Source organism: Xanthomonas sp. WHRI 10207 (genome assembly GCF_040202975.1).
Lineage (GTDB): Bacteria > Pseudomonadota > Gammaproteobacteria > Xanthomonadales > Xanthomonadaceae > Xanthomonas.
The window spans coordinates 524,114-546,908 of sequence record NZ_JBEGDX010000003.1 but is presented as its reverse complement, the minus strand read 5'-3'; the positions used below and the strand labels follow the sequence as shown (position 1 = coordinate 546,908).

General features: G+C 67.0%; 3 protein-coding genes. All 3 read right to left on the bottom strand.

Features of this window, described 5'->3' with window-relative positions:
• Positions 1-7 precede the first annotated feature (7 nt).
• The 3 genes from ABQU90_RS12640 to ABQU90_RS12630 all read right to left on the bottom strand — a co-directional run bounded on the left by ABQU90_RS12640 (position 8) and on the right by ABQU90_RS12630 (position 22,748).
• Positions 8-925, bottom strand: coding sequence for an ACP S-malonyltransferase (locus ABQU90_RS12640; protein ID WP_323522797.1), 918 nt, complete (start codon positions 923-925; stop codon positions 8-10).
• Positions 926-993: 68 nt separating this feature from the next.
• Positions 994-8,211 carry an alpha/beta fold hydrolase gene (locus ABQU90_RS12635; protein WP_323522796.1) on the bottom strand — a complete coding sequence of 2,406 codons (7,218 nt, stop codon included), beginning with the start codon at positions 8,209-8,211 and terminating at the stop codon, positions 994-996.
• Complete coding sequence (locus ABQU90_RS12630; RefSeq protein WP_323522795.1) at positions 8,208-22,748, bottom strand: SDR family NAD(P)-dependent oxidoreductase; 14,541 nt, start codon at positions 22,746-22,748, stop codon at positions 8,208-8,210. The genes ABQU90_RS12635 and ABQU90_RS12630 overlap by 4 nt, the downstream gene beginning before the upstream one ends.
• Positions 22,749-22,795: the final 47 nt, after the last annotated feature.

Here is a 22,795-nt window from a genome sequence, read left to right as displayed (position 1 = left end):
GCGAGCCTCACGTGCACTGAAACGGCGCGTTTTCGATATGGCGTTGCAGCCGGCTAAGCACGTCCCCCGGTCCGACTTCGTGAAACTCGCGATAATCTCGCGTCAACAGCCGGGATATCGATTCGTACCATCTCACCGGACTGAACATCTGGTTGACCATCGCAGGCCGGTAATCACCGCCTGGATATACGCGCGAAGTCCAATTTGAGACGACCGGCATCTTCAGCGGTGCAAGTGCGATGTTGGACAAAAAATCGGCAAAACGCGTAGCCAGCGTTTTCATGCGCGCAGAATGAAACGCGCCACTGACATCCAGTGCAATGAAGCTCGCGCCGGCGTCATCGAAGCGCTGCGCGAGTGACGGACCGGTCACATGCTCACGTGCCCCGGATATCACGCATTGCAGTCTATGATTCAGATTGGCGATCTCGACCACGGACGCGGGAGCAGACGAAACAGCGCCCTGCACTCGCGCGTTATCGGAAATTTCGTCGTTGTAACTGTCCAGTATTTCTCGGATACGCAGCTCTTCAATACCCTGCACCGCAGCCATCGCGCCATCGAGCGCCTCGCCCATCAGCATCGCGCGTTTTGCCACGATCGAAAGGCCTGTCTCAAAATCGAATGCGCCGGCGGCGAACAGGGCCGCGTATTCGCCAAGACTGTGCCCGGCCACGACATCGGGCGCACTATCGCCAGTGTCAATCCGATGCAAATAGGACAGACAGCTGACGACGTAGAGCGCCGGTTGCGTGAAACGGGTCTGGCCGAGTTCGCCATGAGCATCCTCGGTGCACAGCTCAGCGACGTCGTAGCCGAGCTGCTCGCTCGCTTGCGCGACGAGCGAGCGGTACTCGCCGAACAGCTCGCGCCCCATACCTCGACGCTGGGAGCCCTGTCCGGGGAACATGAATACTTTTCTCATTATGTACATCGCTTCGCAGGATGAAAGGGGGCGTTGGAGGCCTCGCTGCGTCCTCCAACGAAAGACGATTAGAACGTCGTTTCCAGTTGCTGACGCAGCCGCTTGTTGAAAAATCCGGCGTGCGTCATCGGCAGGTAGTGCCCGGCTTCGTTTAACACTTCGAACCCAGCTTCGCCCAACCGTGCGTGCAAGCGCCGCGCGGTCTCGATCGGAACCACGCGATCGCGCTCGCCCGCGAGCACAAGTACCGGAAATGGCGGATATGCTAACCAGGAGAGCACTCCGCCCTGCATCACGAGACGCTGATAGACGTCGTACGTCGACACGTCGTAGCAAGCTTTGATCGCGCGATGGTCCCCGTCAAAATGACGGTTAACCTCCGGCGCGACGTGCGTCGATATCTCGCCGACCAGTGCGCGCATCGCGCCGGCGACCCCACCACCGACATCGCTCGGTCCTTCGATCGAATTCACCAGCGTCAGCGATGCGACCCGGGCGCAAGCCACGCGCGCCATACACTGCGCGACAAGCCCGCCCATCGACCAGCCGACCAGATGCACCGGCGCGTCGACCCCGAGACAATCGAGAGCCGACCAGAACAGTTCCGCGACGCAGTCCAGGCCGCCGGCGCCGTTGCGCAGCGCACCCGCCCCGCTGCTCGCCGCATGGCCGGGGTAATGGCAAACGAACACCGAGTAGTCGGCAGCAAACTCGCGTACCTGATGCAGCCACGCGGTGCCAAGACACGCCATCGGCGATAACAGCAGCAGCGGCGGTTTCGGGTTGTCCTGGTCAAAGTTGTGCAGCACATCGAGCGTCATACCGTTCGGTAGCGCGACAAATTCACGGCCGAAACCATCGATCGCACCGAACGCCATCCGATAGTAGCGTACGAACAGATCATCGGAGGCATCAAAGGCTTCGGGCGCCTTGGCGGTCCCTTTCGGCAGCACCCCATCATCACCCAGATTGTCGTGCTCGTGCGAGGTATGGACGTTGTCGCGACGCTGGGCGATGTCCATGCGCTGTGACGTCGCGGCATGCTCCGCCAACGCGAGGTCGGGCGACGTCTCGGGGCCGGCGTCACCAATGCAGGCCTCGAGATCGAGATCCGGATAGGTGCGCAGCAGGCAGTCGGCGAGTGCGCGCGCGGTGCCATGATCGAAGAATAGGGTCGGCATCGTATCAATCGAGAACAGGCGATTCACCCGGTTCGACAACTCAGTGAAGCTGAACGAGTCGAGACCAAACTGTGTGAAGTCGTCGTCGAGTCCGATCTGGTCGGGATCGATTTTCTGTAATTGCCCGACCTGTTCCTGAAGCCAGCGTTGCAATGCCGCCGACCGATTCGAGGCGGCGCATGTCTCCACGACGGACACGGCAGGCGCCACTCGCGGCGTAGCGTCGTCCAGCGCGACCAGTACGAGCCGCGTGAGCTTCATCACCGCCCTGCCTTCGAGATCGGCGACGCGGATATCGTAAGCACGCGTGCGCGCACTGCCCAGTGTCTGCAGCATGCGGATCTCGACCCGCACCTGTTGCATAGGTGCGCGATACAGGAGGCATTCTTCGATTCCGTAGGGCACCACAAGCCCGGCCGAGTCATCGCTGCCACCGCAGATGTCGACGATCACAAACCCCAGGGCAAAGCTTGTCGTGCCAGCGTCCGGCGTGGCATTACCAGGCCTGTTGCCGCAATTAAGGGTCAGCCGGATCGTGTCGTCTCGGCGCGCCCATTCGACGACCTCGATCCCGTCAGGTACGCGCACCGAACCGGCGAGCAAGCGCGCTGTGTCTTGCGCCTCCGACGGATCGGCCAAGTCGTGCGCGAGATCGGCCCAACCATCGATAGCGGGCGCATCCGTCATCCACATGAGTTCGCATTGCCCATAGACGACCGCGTTGCCACCTTCGTCGTCACTTTCGAGAGCGACCGTCCAGCCGCCGTCGCGGGGGACGATCCGCATTACCGCATCGCGGCCCGTCGTGCCGACGAACAGCGGCTTGCGCCATGTCGCGCGGCCGATGCGCAGCACTGCGCCATCGTCGTGCGGAAGCGTATCGGAGACGCTGCGCGCGAGATCGATCATTGCAAAGGCCGGCATCAGATAGCGCCCGTCAATCTGGTGGTGTCGCAGATACAGGTCGTCCGGATGAAAACGAAACGGATAGACGCGCGCGCCCTGCTCTTCGCGCCAGGCCACCGACATTGACGCTGCCTGCACCGTCTCGCCACGCGCATGCGCTGACCGGGCGGGCACATCAGGTTTCACACGGCGCGCGCTGTAGCCTTCCAGCCTCGCGCAAACGGCGCCGTCGCCGTCCAGCAGATCGACATCTAGCTTCACGACCGGGTTGCCGGCCGTATCCGCACGCCGGCGTAGATGCACGCAGCGGACTTGGCGCGACAGATCGGAGGCGCGATAGCAACGCAGCCGTTCGAGCCCGAACGGCAGAAGCGGCATCGCGGCGCCCCCTTGTTCGAGTGCATCGAGGCCAAAGCCGATCGACGCCTGTAAGGCGCTGTCCAGCAGGCCAGGATCGAGCAGATAACCCGCCACCGCAGGCACGCTCGTCTCCGGCAAACGCAGGAGTGCGAGCACCTCGTCGCCGTCGTGGAACAGCGTCTCGATGCATTCATGGCTCGGACCGTAATCGAAACCCAGCGCGCGGAAGCGCCGATAAACCTCCGTACCATCGATCCGCGCGCCGCGCACATGCACTGGCAGCCGTTCGATTGCGACGGCCGGAGGAGAAGCGAGCGTGGCGCGCGCCTCCGGATACGCGATGGCCTGCGCATAGGGCGGTGCTTCGTCGGCGTGCGCGTCCTTGGCCAGCAAGCGGAAAGCGTCGTATCCGGGGACGCCTGGGTGGCGCGCCGACGCATCAAGCCGCTCCATAATGACCGCAATGGCAACCGGCGCGTCCGTCAGCGCCAGCGGGCGGGTCCAGACGAGGTTATCGAGCCGGTAGCCGATTGATTGCCGCTCACATTCCGGCATGGTCATAGTCGCTGCGGCGATAAACATCTCGCAATAAGCGGCGCCCGGCAGCGTCATCGCGCGCCGCACACGATGGTCGCGAAAAAACGCCTCGTCGCCGGCGAACGTGCTGACGAAACGCAGATTGCGATCAGAGCCGGACATCCGGTGCAGCAAAGGATGCAGCGCGGTGGACGACGACTGCGTGGCGGCGAACGCCGAGGCCGGCATGATGGCAGGCGGGCGCACAGAATCGCGGGGCTGCGTGACCCAGTGCCGGGTCGCCGCGAACGGATAGGTCGGCAGACGGATCCGCGTCGGGCGCACCGGGCGATAGAAACGCGCCCAATCGATCCTGGCGCCGTTCACCCAGAGAGCGGCGACGCGCAGAGGCGCGTCGAACGCTTCATCGTCGGCCGAGACGCCAGCCGGCGCCGCGACACCGGCCAGCAACCGTTCGTCGCCCTGGCCGTGCTCAAGCCATCCGTCGAGACGCCCGAGTGCGCTATGCAGCGCAGTGTCCGTGGGCGCGTCGTCGATCAGCAGCGCAAGACGGTGTTTCAGCGACTGGCGCCCGGTTTGCAGCGTATACGCGATTGATTCGACACCCGGCTCGGGCTGACCGTATAGCCGATATCCGCCGTCCCGCAGGTACGCAACGAAGCGCGCAACCGTCTGCCGCAGCTGCGCGGCCGTGCGCGCGGAAAAAATCCAGAGCCGCGCGAGCACGGGCCAGCGCAGGGCAGCGACGGGCAGCGGCAGGCATTCGCGCACCAGCAGATGGCCATTCACGCCGCCGTAGCCGTAGTTGTGTAGGGCGGCGACGCGCGGCACGCGGCGGCCCTCGATGGTCTTCGGGGGCCATTCGACATGCTCGGTGAGCAACCGGCACGCGAACGGCGCGTCGTGCGGCCAGTTGAGCTGGCGGTGATGCAGCACGGGCAGCAAGCGATTCTGGCTCATGCACAGAAGAACCTTAATAAGCGCGGTCACGCCGGACGCCGCGCCGAGATGGCCGATGTGCCCCTTTATGCTGCCGATCGGCAGCGGCGTGCGGCGAGTGCTGGCTCCGTACAGCGCGTGATAGGTGTCCAGTTCCATACGGTCGGTGACTTGGTCGCCGCTGCCCTGTGCTTCGAGATAATCGATGTCGTCGAGCGACGCGCCAGCCTGATCAAGCACGCTGCGGATCAGCGCCTCGTGCGACGGCGCGTGCGGCGATGTCAAGAACCTGCCGCCGCCACCGTGCGCGACGTCGGCGGCACGAATCACGCCGTGCACCGGATCGCCGTCGCGCAACGCCTGGCGTAGCGGCTTCAGCAGCACCAGTCCCAGCCCCTCACCGAACAGGTGGCCGGACGCGTCCCGATCGAACGGCTTGACGTGTTCGTCGGCAGTTAACATTCCCATCTTGCGGTTCAACGCGAAGAGGCCAGGACTCAGCAGGATGTTCACGCCGCCAGCGAGCGCCATCTCGCAATCGCCGCTACGCAAGCCTGCGACGGCAGCCCAGATCGCGGTCATCGAGCTCGAACACGCGGTGTTTAGCGTGATGCTCGGCCCGGTCAGGCCGAAAAAGTAGGACACGCGATTCGTCAGCATCGCGTGCGCGTTGCCGGTGTTGATGTAGGCATCCATCGCGACGTCGGCGTCGGCGATCAGCGACAGGTAGTCGTTCTTCTCCGCGCCGAAGAACAGTCCGATCTTGCGGCCACGCACGGAGTCGGGCGCGATCGCCGCGTTCTCGAACGCCTCCCACGCGCACTCGAGCAATAACCGCTGCTGCGGATCCATCAGCTCCGCCTCGCGCGGCGAGATACCGAAGTGCGCGGCGTCGAACCGGTCGATCGCGGTCAGGAACGAGGCATGGTGGCAATCGGTGCCGCCCGGCTCGCCAGGTGCATCGACCACATAGTCCTGCCAGCGCCAGCGATCAGCAGGAATCGCTGTCACCGCACAGCGGCCTTCGATGAGATTGCGCCAGAAACCGGCGAGATCGTCGGCAGCCGGAAAACGTCCGGCCAGGCCGATGATGGCGATTTCCTCTGTGGCGCCCGGCGCGTCGTCTGCGGGCGTGCTGTCGGACGCACCGCCCTCGTGCACAACGATGCTCGCAAGTGCCGGCGCCGACGCTTGCGGAACCTGCGCCGGCAGCAATGCACCCAGATGCGCAGCCAGTTCCGCGAGCGTGGCGCACGACAGGAACAGATCTGTCGCGATGGACGCGGTCGGGAACGCACGTGCAATCAGCGTCGCGAATTCGCTCAGGGTGATCGAATCGAAACCAAACTGCGACCACGACGTGTCCGCGTCGATGTCGGCCTCAGGCAGTTTCAGGATCGTCGACGCCAGCGCGCGTAACCCATCTAGCAGCACGTCGTGCGCTGGCATCACGCTATCTCCAGGACGCGAAGAGGATGCGTCATCGTCGCCGGCGGCCTTTGCCGGCGCGGCTTCCGGCGCCGCCGGCAGCCGCGCATGCATCCACGCGCTCAGCTCGCGCAGCGTCGGATGATCGAGGAATACATCGACCGCGAGCGTGAGGTCCGGATAACGACGGCCGATCGTCGCGGCGAGTTCGGTCAACAGGATCGAGTCGAAGCCATATTCGTTGAATGGGGTATCGCAGGCAATCGCCTCTGCTTCCATCTTCAGCGTTTGCGCGATCAGCGCACGAAGTTCGGACTCCAGAGCGTCAGCAGCGTGCGGTCGCGCGCGCGCCGGCACAGCGTCGGTAATCTCCGCCGCTCCCGACCGTTGGGGCGAAAGAAAGGCGCGGTCGATCAGCGCGCGATTTCCTGGCAAGACGACGACCTGTGGCGCCGGATGCGCGAGCAGATGCAGCAGGCTGGCAAAGCCCTCGGATGCGCCGAGCGAGGTCAGGCCGCTCTGCGCGGTTAGCCGCTCGAGACGCCGTGGATCGGCGCGCATCCCGCCTTCGCGCCAGTACGGCCAGTTGATGCTGATGTAACGGCATTGGCCTGCACCGGCATCCATCGCTGCCTGTTTGATTCGGCAGTATTCGTCCATGAAACCGTTGCCGCTCGCATAATCCGTCTGGCCCGCGCTGCCGACGAGCGAGGCGATCGAGGAAAAGCAGACGAAGTATCTGACGCCGAGACCGGCAGAATGACGGTCCAGCAGTTGAGTGCCCAGCACTTTTGGCGCAAGCACCGCGCGAATCGCGCTCAGCGGCTTGTGGCGCAACGGCGCATCGTCAACGCTGCCCGCTGCATGGAAGATGGCAGCGAGCCGTGCGGACGCGCCGAGCTCGGCCATCAGTTCGCGCACGTTCGACGCATCGTTTACATCGATGCATGCGTAGCGCACGTTGGGATGCCGTGCAAGCCAGTCGCGCTGACAGACGTCCAGCACCGCTGCCGACCGGCGCCCGCATAGCACAACACGCAGATCGAAGCGAGCCGTCAGGCGACTGGCGATCGCAAGGCCGACCCCGCCCGCACCGCCGGTGATCAGAACGGTCTCGCCGCGAGCGAACAACCCAGACGTTGGAACGCCGCCGTCCTGTGCTTTGGCCACAAGCACACGCATGCAGCGTTGGCCATCGATCCATCCGATGTCGCGATGCCGCTCCGGTTCCATTTCGGCCAACTCGCGCACCACCAGCGCGACCGTCGCGCGACCGAGATCGGAATCGGACAGCCAGATACCGGCGCTCGCGAAACGCGGGCACTCGAGCACGGCGCTTTTCGCCAGACCCTGCCACGCCGCAGCGTGCGGCAACGCGTGCCCCATCGGTAGCAGATGCAGAAGATGGCAACGCTCGATTTCGCGTCTGCAAAGCAGCTCACGCATCAAGGCGAATCCCGACAGCACGCGCGCCAGATAGCGTTCGGGCACATCGACATCGGCTGCAGGAGTGTCCCGATGGAGGTCGTCGAGCAGCAGCACGGCGACACGCGCACCGACGGGTATCACCTTGAGCGTATCGGAGGTTTGTTCGGCTTCGGCCACATCGATCCGCACGATCCGGGCGGACGGATAAGCCGCCGCGAGCCCGTCGCGCCAGTCGCGCCAGTCGGACGCACCTGCAGCGTCGCAGATAAGCAATATCGTATCGAACGCCATGTTTGCCGCTAGCGTCTCCTCACGATACGTCCGAGGAACCCAGTTCGGCGTAGCGAAGCGCGGCAGCTGCATGCTGTCGTCATTGGCGCCGCCGCCTTGCTTCGCGCCGTCGTATTGGAGCGTGTCGCGGAGTTTCGCGAGCAGCGCGATACCCTCGGCTACGCCCAACTCATCGTTTCGCAGCCGATCCAGTAAACCGTCAAAACTCTCGTTCATGTCAATTCTCCCTGCTCTGCCAGGGCGCTCAGCACGCCCTGCATATCCAGTTCTCCCGCCTTCAGCCGAGCTAGCAGCGTCCGATAGCTGTTCCATTCCGGGCTGCCTGGCCGCAGCTTGCGATCCGGGAGTTGCGGAACGCGCTCGGGTTGGGCCGGCTCCGCAACGTCCGTGCGCAGGATGTATTGCAGCTTCCAGTCGAGCGTGATCGCATCGGCCACGTGTCGACCAGCGTTCCGGTAGTCGTCCTCGTCGATCTCGCCGCGCGCGACCAGGTCGCGCAACGCCGCGTCACCGAGTCCCGCCAGCATCCGGTAGCGGACCGTGTCGAGGGCTGCGCTCGACTTGGCGCTCGTCAGGTTGCGCCGGTTCAGCGCCTTCAGGCGCGCGGCGGCATTCGGGTCCGCGTGATCGCCACGCAGCCGGTAGATCGGCGGGAACGAGGGCAGATTCACGAGTTCCCAGAAGGCGCGGAACTCGCGCGCCGGATCGGGCAGCAGGCCGAGCCTCAGGCCGAACATCACATTCGCGATCGGCCCATTGATCGCCGCGTGACGGCGATCGAAACGGTAGTCGCGTTCGCTGCGGGCAAGCTCCGTGTTGCCGGACATCATGCGCGAATACCAGCGGGCCGCCATTTCCGGGAAAAAGAACGTGCCGGAGTACGCAACGGGCAGCGGGCACGACGTCGATACGAGGCTTGGCCTGTCGCGGTGGAAAATCCCCATCGCAAAATCGGAGCGCATCGATACGCCCGGCAGGCAGTCGAGTTGCTCGTCCATCGTGTAGCCGGTGCAAAACACCACGACGTCGACATCGACGCGGCGCCCGCTATGCCGGAACCGGCAACCGCTCGCGTCGAACTCGCCGATCTCGTCGACCACCGCCTCGACCCGGCCGCTCGCGACGAGCGGAACGACACCGTCGTTGATCTGCACCAATGGCTGCTTGCGGAAATCTTCGAGGTCGGGCAGCAGGCCACTGTCCTGGTACTGACGGAAGTACTCGGGCATCGAGTAACGGAGCCGTTCCAGCATCTGTCCCGGATCGACCGTCGCCAGCAGACTTGCGGGCGACTGGAAGTCGTTCGGCACGAACCCTGTCATCCGCGGCATGATGAATTTCGGTTTGCGCATGGTCCAGATCACCTGACTGGCGCTCTTCGTCGCCTCCTCGGCGATATCCATCCCGCTGATCCCGTTGCCGACGACGAGCACGCGCTTGCCCTTCAGGCAGGCTTCGTCGATGTACTCGGCGGAATGCAGGATCTGGCCGCGGAACGTGTCGAGTCCGTCAAACGCGGGGCGCCAGGGCTTCCAGTACAGCCCCTGGCACAGCGCCACGCCGTCGTAAACCTCGGCGCGCGCTTCCCCGTCGCGCAACGTGGTGACGCGCCATTGCTCACCGTGCGGTTCGATACGGCTGACCTCGGTCCGGTAGCGAATGTGCTTGGACACACCGAAGTGCTCGGCATAGTCGCGCAGATAGCGATGCATGTCGGCGACGCCATGAAAGTGCCCGTCGGTCGACGCGCCCTCGAAATCGGAAAATGCGCTCGTATGCTTGGACGTCTGGAAGCGTGTCTTGCGGTAAGCGCCCGCGCGCTTGTTCTGCGTGTGCAGCAACCAGACGCCGCCGAGATCGGCCTGCCGATCGAATACATCCGGCTGATGGCCTTCCTCGAGGAGCGACTTCGCCATCACGAGTCCCGCCGGTCCGGCACCGACCACCGCGATCCGCTTGCGCGACCGGCCGGCCGCCGGCGCATCGGCATGCCGAGCGGCGGCCGGCGCATCGACATGCGGAGCCGGCGCCGGCGTCGCACCGCCGATCCAGTGACGCTGTTTGGCGAACATATACCCGGGCAACGCGATCCGACGCGGCGACAGCCCATCGAACGCACGCGTATCGCCGCCGATGTCGCCGCCCTTGACCCACAGCGACGCCGCCTCGCGCGCATCGCCGTCGGCGAGCGCCTGCGCGACACTCGCCGAGCGTTCGGCGGCATGCGATGCCGGCGCCGTGCCATCGTGGATGCCGACACCCGCATCGGCCCCGCGCGTGAGCCATGCGTCGAGCCGCTCGATCAGTGCGGCGACCGACGGCGCGACGATCGCGAGCCGGTGTCGGAACGCGGCACGCCCGGTCTGCAGCGTGTATGCGACATCGGTCAGGTGAGGCGGGTCATCGATCGCGATGCCCGCTGCGAGCGCGTCGCGCAGTCGCGCGGCGGACGCCCGCAGCGACTCCGGGTTCCGCGCCGACAGCACGACGAGACGGTCGCGCGCGCCGTCGTCGGAAGAGGCGCGCCGGTCCTCGGCGTGCGCCTCCTCGACCACCATATGCGCGTTGGTTCCGCTGAAACCGAACGAGCTCACACACGCCATCCGCGACTCGTCGTCGAGCGTGCGCCAGGCCTGCGCGACACGCGGGACGTGGAACGGAGAACGCGCCAGATCGATGTGCTCATTGACGTTCTCGCAATGCAGCGTTGGCGGAATCGTCCGGTGCCTCAGGCTCAGTAGCACCTTCATCAGACCGGCGATCCCCGCGGCAAGCGCGAGATGTCCGATGTTGCTCTTGACCGAGCCGAGCGCGCAGTAGCCGGTACCGGCGTCGAACTCCCGAAACGCCTCGGTCAGCGCGCGGACCTCGATCGGATCCCCCAGTTTGGTGCCGGTGCCATGCGCCTCGGCCATCGTGATGCGCTTCGGGTCGATGCCGAAACGGCGGTAGACGCCAGCGGCAAGCCGCCGCTGCGCGTCGGGATTGGGCGCAGTGATGCCGTTGGTGCGTCCGTCCTGGTTGATGCCCCAGCCGCGGATCACGCCGTGGATGGTGTCGCCAGCGGCGATCGCATCGTCGAGCCGGCGCAGCAGCACGGTGCCGACGCCCTCGCCGGGAACGAAGCCGTCCGCCGCGTCGTCGAACGTGCGACAACGGCCGGTCGGTGACAGCATCCCGGCCTTGCTCGACAGGATATGCAGGGTCGGGCCGGCCATCACACACACGCCGCCGGCGATCGCCAGATCGCAGTTGCCGAGCAACAGGCTGTTGCATGCTTCGTTGACCGCCACGAGCGCCGATGAGCATGCGGTATCGATCGCCAGACACGGGCCATCGAGATTGAGGAAATACGGCATCCGTGCGGACAGGATCGAACTTGCGCCGCCCATGAACGACTGCGCACCGGCTTCGTTGCGCTCGCCGAGATCGGCGTAGTCGCCGGTCGCGCACCCGACGAACACGCCTGTGTGCTTGGTCGCGAGGCTGAACGGGTTGTAGCCCGCGTGCTCGATCGCATGCCAGCAGTTCTCCATGAACACCCGCTGCTGCGGATCCATGTGTTCCGCCTCGCGCGGCGAGATGCCGAAGAATTCGGCGTCGAACGCGTCGGCGTCGTCGAGCAGCCCGATCCAGCGGCTGTAGGTCTTGCCTTTCGCCTGCGGGTTCGGGTCGTAGTACCCGTCGAGCGACCAGCGGTGCGCCGGCACCTCGACGATGCTGTCGCGCCCTTCGACCAGATTGCGCCAGAATGCGTCGAGGTCGGTTGCGCCCGGGAAGCGCCCGGCCATACCGATGATCGCGATATCGACGCGCTTGCGGGATTCAGGCTCGCCTGGCGACCTCGCGGGTGCTGGTGCTGGTACTGATGTTGTTGCCGCGCTCGAAAGGGTCGCCTCGCGCGAGGCGGGGACAACCGCAGAAACGCCCACGGCGGGTTCGCCGGGCTTGCTGCCGTGCAGCGTGACCGAGGCCGGCGGCAGCGCGCTCGCCACGTTCGTCGCGGCGGGTTGCGCAACGCGCAACGATGCGCCCGCGCTACCGAGATATGCGCTCAGCGTAGCGACGTTCGGATACTGATAGAGCTGGGTCGGCGACAGCTCGACGGACAGCTGTTCGTGCAGTTTGCGCGCCCAGGTCACCGCCGTCACCGAATCGAGGCCGAGATCGACGAAGCTCGCCTGCGCGTCGATGTCCTGCGCGTCGAGCTGCAATTCGGCCGCAAGCGTCTGCATGACGATGTCGGCGATCGTGCGTTCGGCGGGCGCCGGTGTCGGCACAGGCAGTACCGGCGACTCGGCACGCGCGTCCGCCGGCACGGGGTGTTGCACGAGCCCACCGCTGGTGATGTCGAGCAGATACGCGAGCAGCCTGGCGACGCTCGGATACTCATAGACGTGCGCGGGCGACAGCTCGACCGACAGTGCGCGGCAGATCGTGCGGGTCCAGGTCACCGCGGTCACGGAATCGAGTCCGAGGTCGACGAAGCTCGCCTGATCGTCGAGTTCCTCGACCGCGAGCTGGATTTCGGCGGCGAGCGTCGATTTCAGCAGCGTCTCCAGGGACCGGGCGCGCGCGGCGGCGGCGTTCGCGCCCGGCGCGTCACCGGTGCGCGCCGCGCCGAGACCGAAGGAGCGGTCGATCAGTGCTGCGACGGCGGGGTTGTGATAGAACGTTTTTTCGTGCATCGCTAGTTCCTTTTGAATCGTTTCGGGTAGCCCCTGCACAAGCGGCGCAAGACGCAGCTGCTTGGCGCGGATCAATTCCTCACGCGTCTGTGGTGTCGCCCAGCGTGTCGCGATCCGGTGCGCAAGCGCGAGCACCTCGCCCCGCGGCACGACCGACAACCCGGGCAGCCGTTCGCGCAATTCCCGTCCCTTGTAGGGCTGTGCGCCGAGCAGGATTTCCCGGCCGAGATCCAGGCCTAGCCTCATCGGGAATACGAGGGTGGACCCTGCGCCCGGCGTAAAGCCGTACGACAGATACGGGCTGTGGTAGACGCTCTCCTCCGCGAACAGCACCGCGTCGCACATCATCCCCATCGACCAGCCGGCGCCGATCGCGTGTCCCTGCATCGCCGCGATCACCGGCACCGGGCACGCAAGCGGCAGTTCGTACAGACGCGCGTCGGTGAATTTCGCGTTGCCCTGCTGGATCGCCTTCAAGCCCTGCAGCGTCCCACCGGTTGCGAAGTAGTGACCGTAGCCGGTCAGGATCAGCACCTTGCACGCAGGGGTCGCGCCGGCCCAGGCGACGACCGCCTCCATCGCGGCGACCAGTTCCGGGGTGAATGCGTTCTTGCTGGCCACCTGGTTGAGCCGCGCAGTGGCGACGCCGAGCGCGTTAAACGTCAGCTCGACGCACGGATGCGGCAGCGGCACCGGGCTGCCGAGGTCCGTCGCGTCCGGCCCCACGGTCGCCACATCCGGCGCGTGCGCACGGTCCGCAAGCAGCGGCCACGACGACACGTTCCCCAGCGCACCGTCTTCGCCAAGGAAGGTCGTACGCCAATGCGCCTTGAGCAGGCCGCCCGCGCGACCGCCACCGCCAACCAGCGCTTCGGTGGTCGTGAGCGCTTGTGCGGCGATCGCGTGTGCGGGTAGTGCGAGGATGCCGAGATTTTCCGCCTGCCACGCCGCGCCGGTGCGCACCTCGCCCGACAGCATCGCGGCGGCGCCGGGGCGAGCGCCGAAACGCGCACGAAGCGCGCCGTCGATCGCGCGACGCGGCGCGGACGGGCAGCCATAGCGGCCGTCGATGTCGACAATCAGCAGATCGCTTGCGGCGCCGATCACCCAGCCGAGTTCGATCGCATCGCCGTGGAACGCGGCCAGGACGACCGACGACGATCGGCCGATCGCATCGACGAGCCGTGTCGCCGCGCCATCGGACACGCCGTCGAGGGATTGGCGCAGTCCGTCGGGCGGGCCGTGCAACACCACCACGTCGATCGGATCGCCGCCCGCAGGCTGTTCGAACAGCGCGGTCAGTTGCGTGACCAGCCGCATCGCGTCGCAGCCGGCGGGCAGCGCAACGTGAACGCGCGTCGGATGCGCGCTATCGCGCAACGGGACGAGCGGTTCGCCCGGGTAGCTCGCGCGCGGCGGCTCTGCAGCCGGCAAACGCGTCGCCGGAGCGGATTCAGACGCCGCGCTCAGCCTGGCGTTTGCGCGCGCGGCAGGCGCCGCGAGCGTGATCGGCATCGCCACCGTGTGGCGGCGCGACGCAACGAACGCGCGCGGCGCCGGCAGTCGGATCGCGCCGCTGCCGGTCGCTTCGCGGGCATCGCCGACCGACACCGAGTTGCGCGGCGACGTCGGACCCATCGCGCCGCCGTCGGCGATTGCCGAGGTAGCCGCGCCGTCGCGCGCATCGAGTGCCAGCGCGGGCGGCAGCGTATCGAGCCAGAACCGCTGCCGCTTGAACGGATAGGTAGGCACGGCGATGGCGCGGGCCGGCCGCGCACCATGCGGCAGCGCGCGCAGCGCGCGCCAGTCGAGCGCCGCGCCGCGCACCCACGCACCTACGCATGCGTCGAGGTCGCCCGGCGCAAGCGGTGCCTCCGGTTCGCCGGCCGCGGGCACGCCGGTGATACGTCCACGGTGGAAGCCGTCGACATGCTCGCCGCGCCGATGCGCGCGCAGCGCGTCGAGCAGTTCCGACGTCGAGCGGCAGACGAACGCGCAGCGCTCCGGCATCGCCGTGCGCCCCGTCTGCAGCACGCAGCACAGCTCCGCCAGCGGGCCGCCGCCCTTGGCGAGGAAGTCGATTATCCGGTCCAGATAGGCGTCGAGCCGATCGGCGTTACGCGCGGACAGCACGAACATCGCGGGCGTCTCCTGACTGCCTGCCGACGTGTCGAGCGCGGCATCGGCGTCGCGATATTGCTCGACAATGAGGTGTGCGTTGACGCCGCCGGCGCCGAACGATGAGATGCCCGAACGCAGTGGCGTGTCTGTGCCCGACTGCGCCGTCCAGTCGCGCAGCGTGTCGGACAAATAGAAGCCGGAGCCGGCCAGCGCGATTTCGGGATTCAGCTCGCGGGCGTGAAGCGTCGGCACCAGCGTGCGATGGCGTAGCTGCAGCACGACCTTCGTCAGCGCGGCAATGCCGGCCGCCGCCTCCAGGTGCCCGATGTTCGACTTCACCGAGCCCAGCGCGCATTGCGCGCCGTCGCCGCGTTCGCCGCCAAACGCCTGCACGAGGCCGCGGAACTCGATCGGATCGCCTAGCGCAGTGCCGGTTCCGTGCGCCTCCAGATAACTGATCGACACCGCATCGCAGTCGGCTTTCGCCAGCGTCTGGCGAATCAGCGCCTGCTGCGACGCGGGGCTCGGCACCATGTAGCCATGCGTCTTGCCCGAATGGTTGATGCCGCTCGCGCGGATTACCGCGTGAATGGTGTCGCCGTCGCGCCGTGCGTGCGCGAGCGGCTTCAGGATCACCGCGCCGACGCCCTCGCCCGGCACGAAGCCGTCCGCGCCCGCGCCGAAACTGCGGCAGCGCCCTGCTCCCGACAGCATATGGCCCGAACACAGCGACACGTAATTGGCCGGATGCAGATACAGGTTCACACCACCGGCGATCGCGATGTCGCAGCCGCCGCGGCGCAGGTATTCGCAAGCCTCGTGAATCGAAACGAGCGAACTCGAACACATGGTGTCGATCGCCAGGCTCGGCCCCGCGAGATCGAGGCAATACGACACGCGGTTCGCGATCGAGCCGAACGAGGTTCGTGGCAGGAACGCCTTGTCCTGACGCCAGAACTCCGGCCCGTACAGCTCGAATCCCGTCTTGGTCGCGCCGACGAACACGCCCGCACGGTCGCGATGCCGGGCAAGCGCTTCGCGGCTGTATCCGGCGTCCTCGAGCGCCTCCCAGGCGCATTGCAGGAACAGCCGCTCCTGCGGATCCATCAGATACGCGTCGCGTGGCGCGATCGAAAAGAACTGCGGATCGAAATCGGCGAAACCGTCGATGAAACCGCCCCACTTGCTGTAGCTGCGGCCGGTCCGCGACGCTTCGTCCTTGTCGCCCACGTAAAAACCCTCGAGCGGCCAACGCTCAGCCGGGATTTCGCCGATGCAGTCGACGCCCGCGACGAGATTGCGCCAGTATTCGTCAAGGTTCGCGGCCTTCGGATAGCGGCCCGCGATGCCGATGATCGCCACCAGGCTGTCATCGTTGGTGCGGCCGTTGTCGCCAATGCCGCGCGCGTCGGCGACAGGCGTGGGCGTACGCTCCGCGGTGGCGTCGATCGCCGGCGTTGCAGTAGCGACCGTCGCGTGAACGCCGGCCCAGGTACGGCTCTCAGCCGGGTATTGCGCGACCAGATGCGTGGCTAGGCTCGCGAGCGTCGTGTGCTCGTACAGCACTGCGGTGCCGATGCCTGGATAGTGCTCGCCGAGCGATTGTTGCAGATGCCGGATGCGCACCGAATCGATGCCGTAGCTCTCGATCTGCGCAAGTGGATCGATGCGCTGCGGCGACAGTTTGCAGAGCCGGCCGAGCATTTCGCGCAGCCGGTCCGTCACGCGTTCGTCGATCCCGGAGGCGGACGGCGGTGGTATCGCATCGCCAGTCGCCGGCCGCGCCGGAGCCGGTTGGCCGTGCTCGGCGGCCTCGGCGGCTTCGCGAATGCGTTGCGCGTCGCCGAAGACGACCAGCAGGTGTTCGCCGCTGTGTGCGAGTGCGCATGTCAGCGCATGCATGCCGTCATCGGCGGGGAGCGGCAGCATGCCGGTCTGTTCGCGCAGCAGCCGTGCCGCATGCGCGTCCGGCGCCATGCCCTCGCTTTCCCACCACGGCCAGCCGATCGACACGGTTCGGCCGCGGCGTTCTCCTGTCGCGACCAGCGCGTCGCGATAAGCCGCGTAACGGTCCATGAACGCGTTGGCGGTTGCGTAGTCGCTCTGGCCCGCGTTGCCCATCGCGCCCGACAGCGACGAATACAGCACGAAAAAATCGAGCGGCAGGTGGCGCGTCGCCAGATCGAGATTCACGGTGCCTGCCACCTTCGGCGCGAACACCGCGCGGAGCGTGTCGGGGGTCTTGCATAGGGCCACGCCGTCGCGCGTCACGCCGGCGGCGTGGAATACACCGTGGAGCGCGCCGTGCTCGCGTTCGATGTCGGTGACGAGCTGCTCGCATGCTGCCGGGTCTGCGATGTCTGCTGCCCGGTATTCGATCGTGATTCCTTGTCCGCGCATCTCGTCGAGCAGCGTGCCGACCGGCGTGTCCGCGCGCCCGGATTGCGCGCGGCGGCCGGTCAGGATCAACACCACCGACGGCATAGCGCGCGCAAGCCGTCGCGCGAGCAACGAACCGAGTGCGCCGCCGCCGCCCGTAATCAGATACACGCCGCGCTCGCGCCACTGCGGCTCGACAGCCCCGGCCACTGCCGCATCGCGCCACACGCGGCGCGACAGTACGCCGTCGCGGCAGCGGATGAGCGATGCACGCAGATGCCGCGCGGCCGTTTCGGCCTGCTCGCGCACTCCGCGCGCGGCGTCGTCCGAGGGCGCGTCGTCGCACTGAATGAGCTGGCCGGCAAACGCGGGTTGTTCGAACGCCAGGCTGCACAGCATCGCCTCGAGCGCGGTCAGCAGGTCGCCACGGCCGCCGGACGGTACCAGCACTTGCACGCGAACGGCGGCGCCAGAGCTGTCGGGCAGGAGGCGTTGCAGTTCGGCAAACAGCGACAGCGCGCTACGCGTGAAGTCGCCGTCGACGGAATCGGCAATATCGCCACCGGCGGCGACACGACAGTGGCCAGCCGGCCATTGCGACATCAGCCGTCGTGCCGCGTTCGCGTCCCATCCGCACAGCAGCACGTCCGTCACGCGCCCGCTTCCGGCCTCCTCGCTAGACGCCGCAGACGGCAACCGCTCCCATGCGGGCACGCGATAGCCGAGACGCGCCGTGCTGGCGCGGTCCGGCGTGGCCGGCTGCGGAACATCGGCGCCCGCCGACGGCAGCCAGTAGCGCTCCTTCGCGAACGGATAAGTCGGCAGGTTCGCCCGGCGCGGCCGACGGCCTGTTGCGCCAGCATCGTCGCGATACAGGTGTTCCCAGTCGAGATCGATGCCCTCGACCCAGGCAGTCAACAGCTGCGTGTATTTGCGTTTTTTGAACCAGACATCGATCAGCGCGTGACTGTCCTGGTCCGCGCCGAGGAGTGGCAGCAGCCGGTTGCCGTTCGCACGGGTACCGGCAAACGTGCGGTGCTCGTCCGGCCGCCCGTCCAGATAGCGGTTCAACAGACCGAGCAGCTCGTCGCGCGAATCGGCGATAAACGCGACGCGCGCCTCCCAGGGCTCGCGCCCTGTCTGCAACGTGTACGCGATACTGGCGAGTCCGGCAGGCGGTCGCAGCCAGTCCTTCGCGCTGCGCGGCTGGCCGCCGGCCCGGGCCTGTGCACAATCGGCCAGGTATGCAGCCAGCGCGCGCGCTTGCAGCGTCAGTTGTTCCGACGTGCGCGCCGACAGCGGTACCAGACACGGCTCGCCGGCGTCGCTGTCGGCGGCCGGCAGCGGGTAATCCTGCAGCACGATATGCGCGTTCGAGCCTCCGGCGCCGAACGACGAGATACCAGCGATCCGTCGCTCCCCCGAGACCGCCCAAGGTTGCCGCTGCTGGACCACCGAAAACGGACTCGCGGCGAAATCGATGTGTGGATTCAATCGTTGTGCATGCAACGACGGGAACAGCTCGCCGGCGCGCATCTGGCCGATCACCTTCGTCAGCGCGGACATTCCCGCCGCCGCCTCGCAATGGCCGATGTTTGACTTGACGGAGCCGATCGCGCAGAACTGCGTGTCTCCGGTATCGCGTGCGAACACGCCGCTCAGGCCGGCGATCTCGATCGGATCGCCGAGCGAGGTGCCGGTGCCGTGCGCCTCGATGTAACTGACCGAACGCGCGTCGACGCGCGCGTGTTTCAGCGCCCGGCGGATCACGTCCTGCTGCCGCTGCGGCTGCGGCACGCTGTAACCCTGGCTCTTGCCACCGTGATTGATCGAGCTGCCGCGGATCACCGCGTAAATCGGATCGCCGTCGCGCTCCGCGTCGGCAAACCGCTTCACGCAGATGACGCCGACGCCTTCCGACGGAACGTACCCGTCGCCGTCCGCGCCGAAGCTGTGGCAGCGGCCGCGCGGCGAGACGAAACGGCCTTGGCTCAACAGGTGGTATTTGTTCGGATGCAGGTTCAGATTGACGCCACCGACGAGCGCCATTGCGATATCGCCCGACGCGAGTTCGCGGCACGCCAGATGCAGGCAGGTCAGCGAACTCGAGCACATCGTGTCGATCGCAAGGCTCGGACCGCGCAGATCGAGCGCATAAGACACGCGGTTGGCGATGCTCGCATAGCTGCTGCCAACGAGCCGTTCCGGATCGTTGTCTGCGCACTGGATATATTCGCTGTACATGACCCCGACGTAGACGCCTGTCTCGCCTGGGCCGGCCGTGTCGCGCGCGCGTCGGGCCCTTGCGAGTCGACTGCGGCAGTAGCCTGCGTCCTCGAGCGCCGCCCATGCGTGCTGGAGGAACAGACGTTCCTGCGGATCCATGATTTCCGCCTCGCTCGGCGAAATGTTGAAGAACAGCGGATCGAATTCGTCGACGCCGTCGATGAAGCCTCCCCACTTGCTCGCGTGCGCGCCAGGGCGATGGCCGTCGCTGTCGCGGTAGTACGCGTTCCAGTCCCAGCGCTGCGCTGGAATTTCGCCAACCGCGTCGACACCGCCCGCGAGGTTGTCCCAGAACGCAGCGATGTCGGTTGCGCGTGGGTAGCGCCCGGACAGGCCGATGATCGCGATGTCAACTTCCGGGTCGCCGAACGACGGCAACGCGCCGGGTCGGTCGCGCTGCGCAGCGTCAGGCAGGTCGGTCGTGGTGCCCGGATGCGCCGCGCGCCGCGCGCCGACTGCTTCGATCTCCTGCTTGGCAGGCGCTTGCACCGGTGCCTGCGCGGACGCAGCCGGCGTAATCGGCGCCACCATCGCGGTGAGCGGTCCGGCATGCCTGTCGGCGAAATACGCAGCTAGTTCGTCGATCGTCGGGTACTGGAAAAACAGCGTCTTCGGCAGGGCGCCAAAGGTCTTCTCGAGTTCACGCGTCGCCTTCATCATGTCGACCGAATCGATGCCGTACTGGTCGAGCGGCTGGTCGGTCCGTAGTTGATCCGCCGACAGCTTCAGTGCGGCGGCGACGACCCGCTGCAGCAGGCGCGCGGCGGCGGCGTGTCGTGTCGCCGCATCGGCTTGCGGCGTGTCGGGCACGCGCTCCGCGTCCGTCGCTCGGCGCGGTTGCACCGCTGCAGCGCCGAGCGTTCCTTCGTCCTGCTGAGCATCGGCGCGATCGGCGCCCGGCAAGTGGCGTTCGAGCCGGTCGCGGTCGCCCGCCGCCGCGATCAGTTCGGTGCACGGCGCCACGAGTCCGCGGCAGAACGCCTCGATACCGAGCGCAGCGCGCATCGGCCGCATGCCGGTCGCGCGGTACAACTGGTCCGCGTCGAACGTTGCGTCAGCCATCCCGCCATCCCACAGCGGCCAGTGGATACACAGCGAGCGGCCATGCGCGGCGCCTCGATCGACATCGGCCTGGCGCCGTTCTGCGTACCAGCCCAGATACGCGTTCGCCACGGCGTAGTCGCTCTGTCCGGCGTTGCCGAAGACGGCGCTACCCGACGAGAACAGCACGAAACAGTCAAGCGCCATGTGGCGCGTCGCCCGATCGAGATTCGCCGCGCCCAACACCTTCGGACGCAGTACGCGCTCCCACTCAGCGTCTGTCTTGTTCACGAGCAGGCCATCGCCGATCACGCCCGCCGCGTGCAGCACGCCGTGCAGCGGGCCATGCTCGCGCTCGATCTGCACGACGACGTCCCGCAACGCGTCGGCATCGGCGACATCGACGCGGTACTGCACGACCTGCGCGCCGGCATCGCGAATCTCGCACAGACGCTGCTGCTGCCGTTCGTCGAGCATCGCCGGGTCGCTGCGGCCGAGCAGGAAGATGCGTGGCGCGGCGACCGACACCGCGATATCGCGCGCGAAATCGAGGCCGAGATGCCCGGCGCCTCCGCTGATCAGGTAGGCGCCGCCGTCGCGCCAGGCATGCGCGGGCGCGGGCGCATCGCCGGCGAGCGGCTTCCAGAGTTTCACTTCCCGCTCGCTGGCGTAGCGCACGCAGTCGGCGCTGTCGCCCGCGAGCGCCTCGCCGACGAGCGCGTCGGCGATTTCGTCTACGGTCGCAGGCCGGGCCCAGGACACGAGTTTCGGCTGGCGCTGCGGATATTCGGCCGCGACGCATTTCAGCAGCGCATGCGCGCTATGCGCGAGCGCCGATGCGTCGTCGATGGCCAGCAGCAATCGTTCGGACTCCCGAGACGGTGTCGCGACGCACTCCTGCAGGCAATGCTTCAGGCTCAGGCTCCCCGCGATCGGATCGCCGCCGTGCGCCACCGCTTCGGAGTCGATGCGGACGACCTCGGGCCTTGGCAGACCTGCCGGCCAACGCGCGTTCAGCGCCGCGACGAGCGCCTCGCCGGTGTGCGCCCCAGCGCCGAGATCGCCGACCAGCACGATCCGGTGCGCTCCGGGCTGCCGCTCGCGCCCGGTCCGCAGTGCAAGCGGCACGGAGCGCCAGACGGGCTGCGCAAGCAGCAGCGCGTCGTCGTGCGACGCATGCGTACGCCGGGCGCGCGACGTCAGACCCTTCAGGCTGACGCAGAGCCGCCCCCCGGCGCCGTAGAGGTCGACATCAACGCGGCTGACCGACCCAGCGTCGATCGCGTGACGGGTAACCCGTGCCCGCATGCGCGACTCGCATGCACGCCACACGCTGATCTCCTCGACCGCGAACGGCAGACCGGCTTGCGTGCCAGCGGCGTCCGCGTCCGCAAGATGGAAACCGACCGCGGCCTGCAGTGCGCCGTCGAGCAGGCTCGGATGCAGCAGCATCCCCGGCAGGCTCGACGCGAGCGACGCCGGCAACACGAGATCCGCGTACAGGCAATCGTCCGACTGCAACGCGACCTGTTGCAGCGCGCGTTGCCGCGGGCCGTATTCGAAACCGCGTGCCGCCATGAAGCGATAGCAAGTCTCGGCGTCGAAGCCTGTCAACCCGGACGACCGCTCCGACGCCGCGAGCGGGTCGGCCGACGCCAACGCCGGCGCCGGCGCCGGCAGGTAGACGCCCATACAGTGAACGGTCAGTTCCGCAACGGTCGCAAGCGCGCCAGGCGCGGTCGTGTCGAGGCGCGGTGCGGCCTCGGCGAGCGGCAGCGCGGTCGAGGCAAGCGTGAATCCGATCCGGCCGCGCGCGTCGGCCAGCAGCTCGACCACGAGCAGATGCGCCTCGTCGCCATCACCGTCGCCGTCGAGCGGGAGCGGCCGCTCAAGACTGACATGCTTCAGCACGAAGCCGTCCGACGGCATCATGCCCGCGTGCCGGACCGCTGCGCGCACGAACTCGAAATAGGCGGCAGCCGGCAGCACGCGCACGCCGTCGATGCGGTGATCGGCAAGGAAGAACTCGCGGCCGGTCAGCGCACAGATCAGCACCGCGCGTGCGCCGCTGCCGGAATGAAGACCCACTCCCGGCAGGCGCGTATGCAGCCAGCGAACGACGCCCGTTGCGTCGACGCAGCCCGAACGCCGATATTGGCGCAGTAGATCCAGCGCTTCGTCGCGCCGCAGATCGCTTCGCTCCACTTGCCCAAAGATGTCCAGAGTGAAATTAGCCATGAGTTTTCCGTAGTGGGTCTTGCCGGCGGACGCCGAAGCGCCGTCGC

Coding starts and splice junctions, on each gene's coding strand:
- ABQU90_RS12640 (WP_323522797.1), bottom strand. CDS start 925: ATGAGAAAAGTATTCATGTTCCCCGGACAGGGCTCCCAGCGTCGAGGT.
- ABQU90_RS12635 (WP_323522796.1), bottom strand. CDS start 8,211: ATGAACGAGAGTTTTGACGGTTTACTGGATCGGCTGCGAAACGATGAG.
- ABQU90_RS12630 (WP_323522795.1), bottom strand. CDS start 22,748: ATGGCTAATTTCACTCTGGACATCTTTGGGCAAGTGGAGCGAAGCGAT.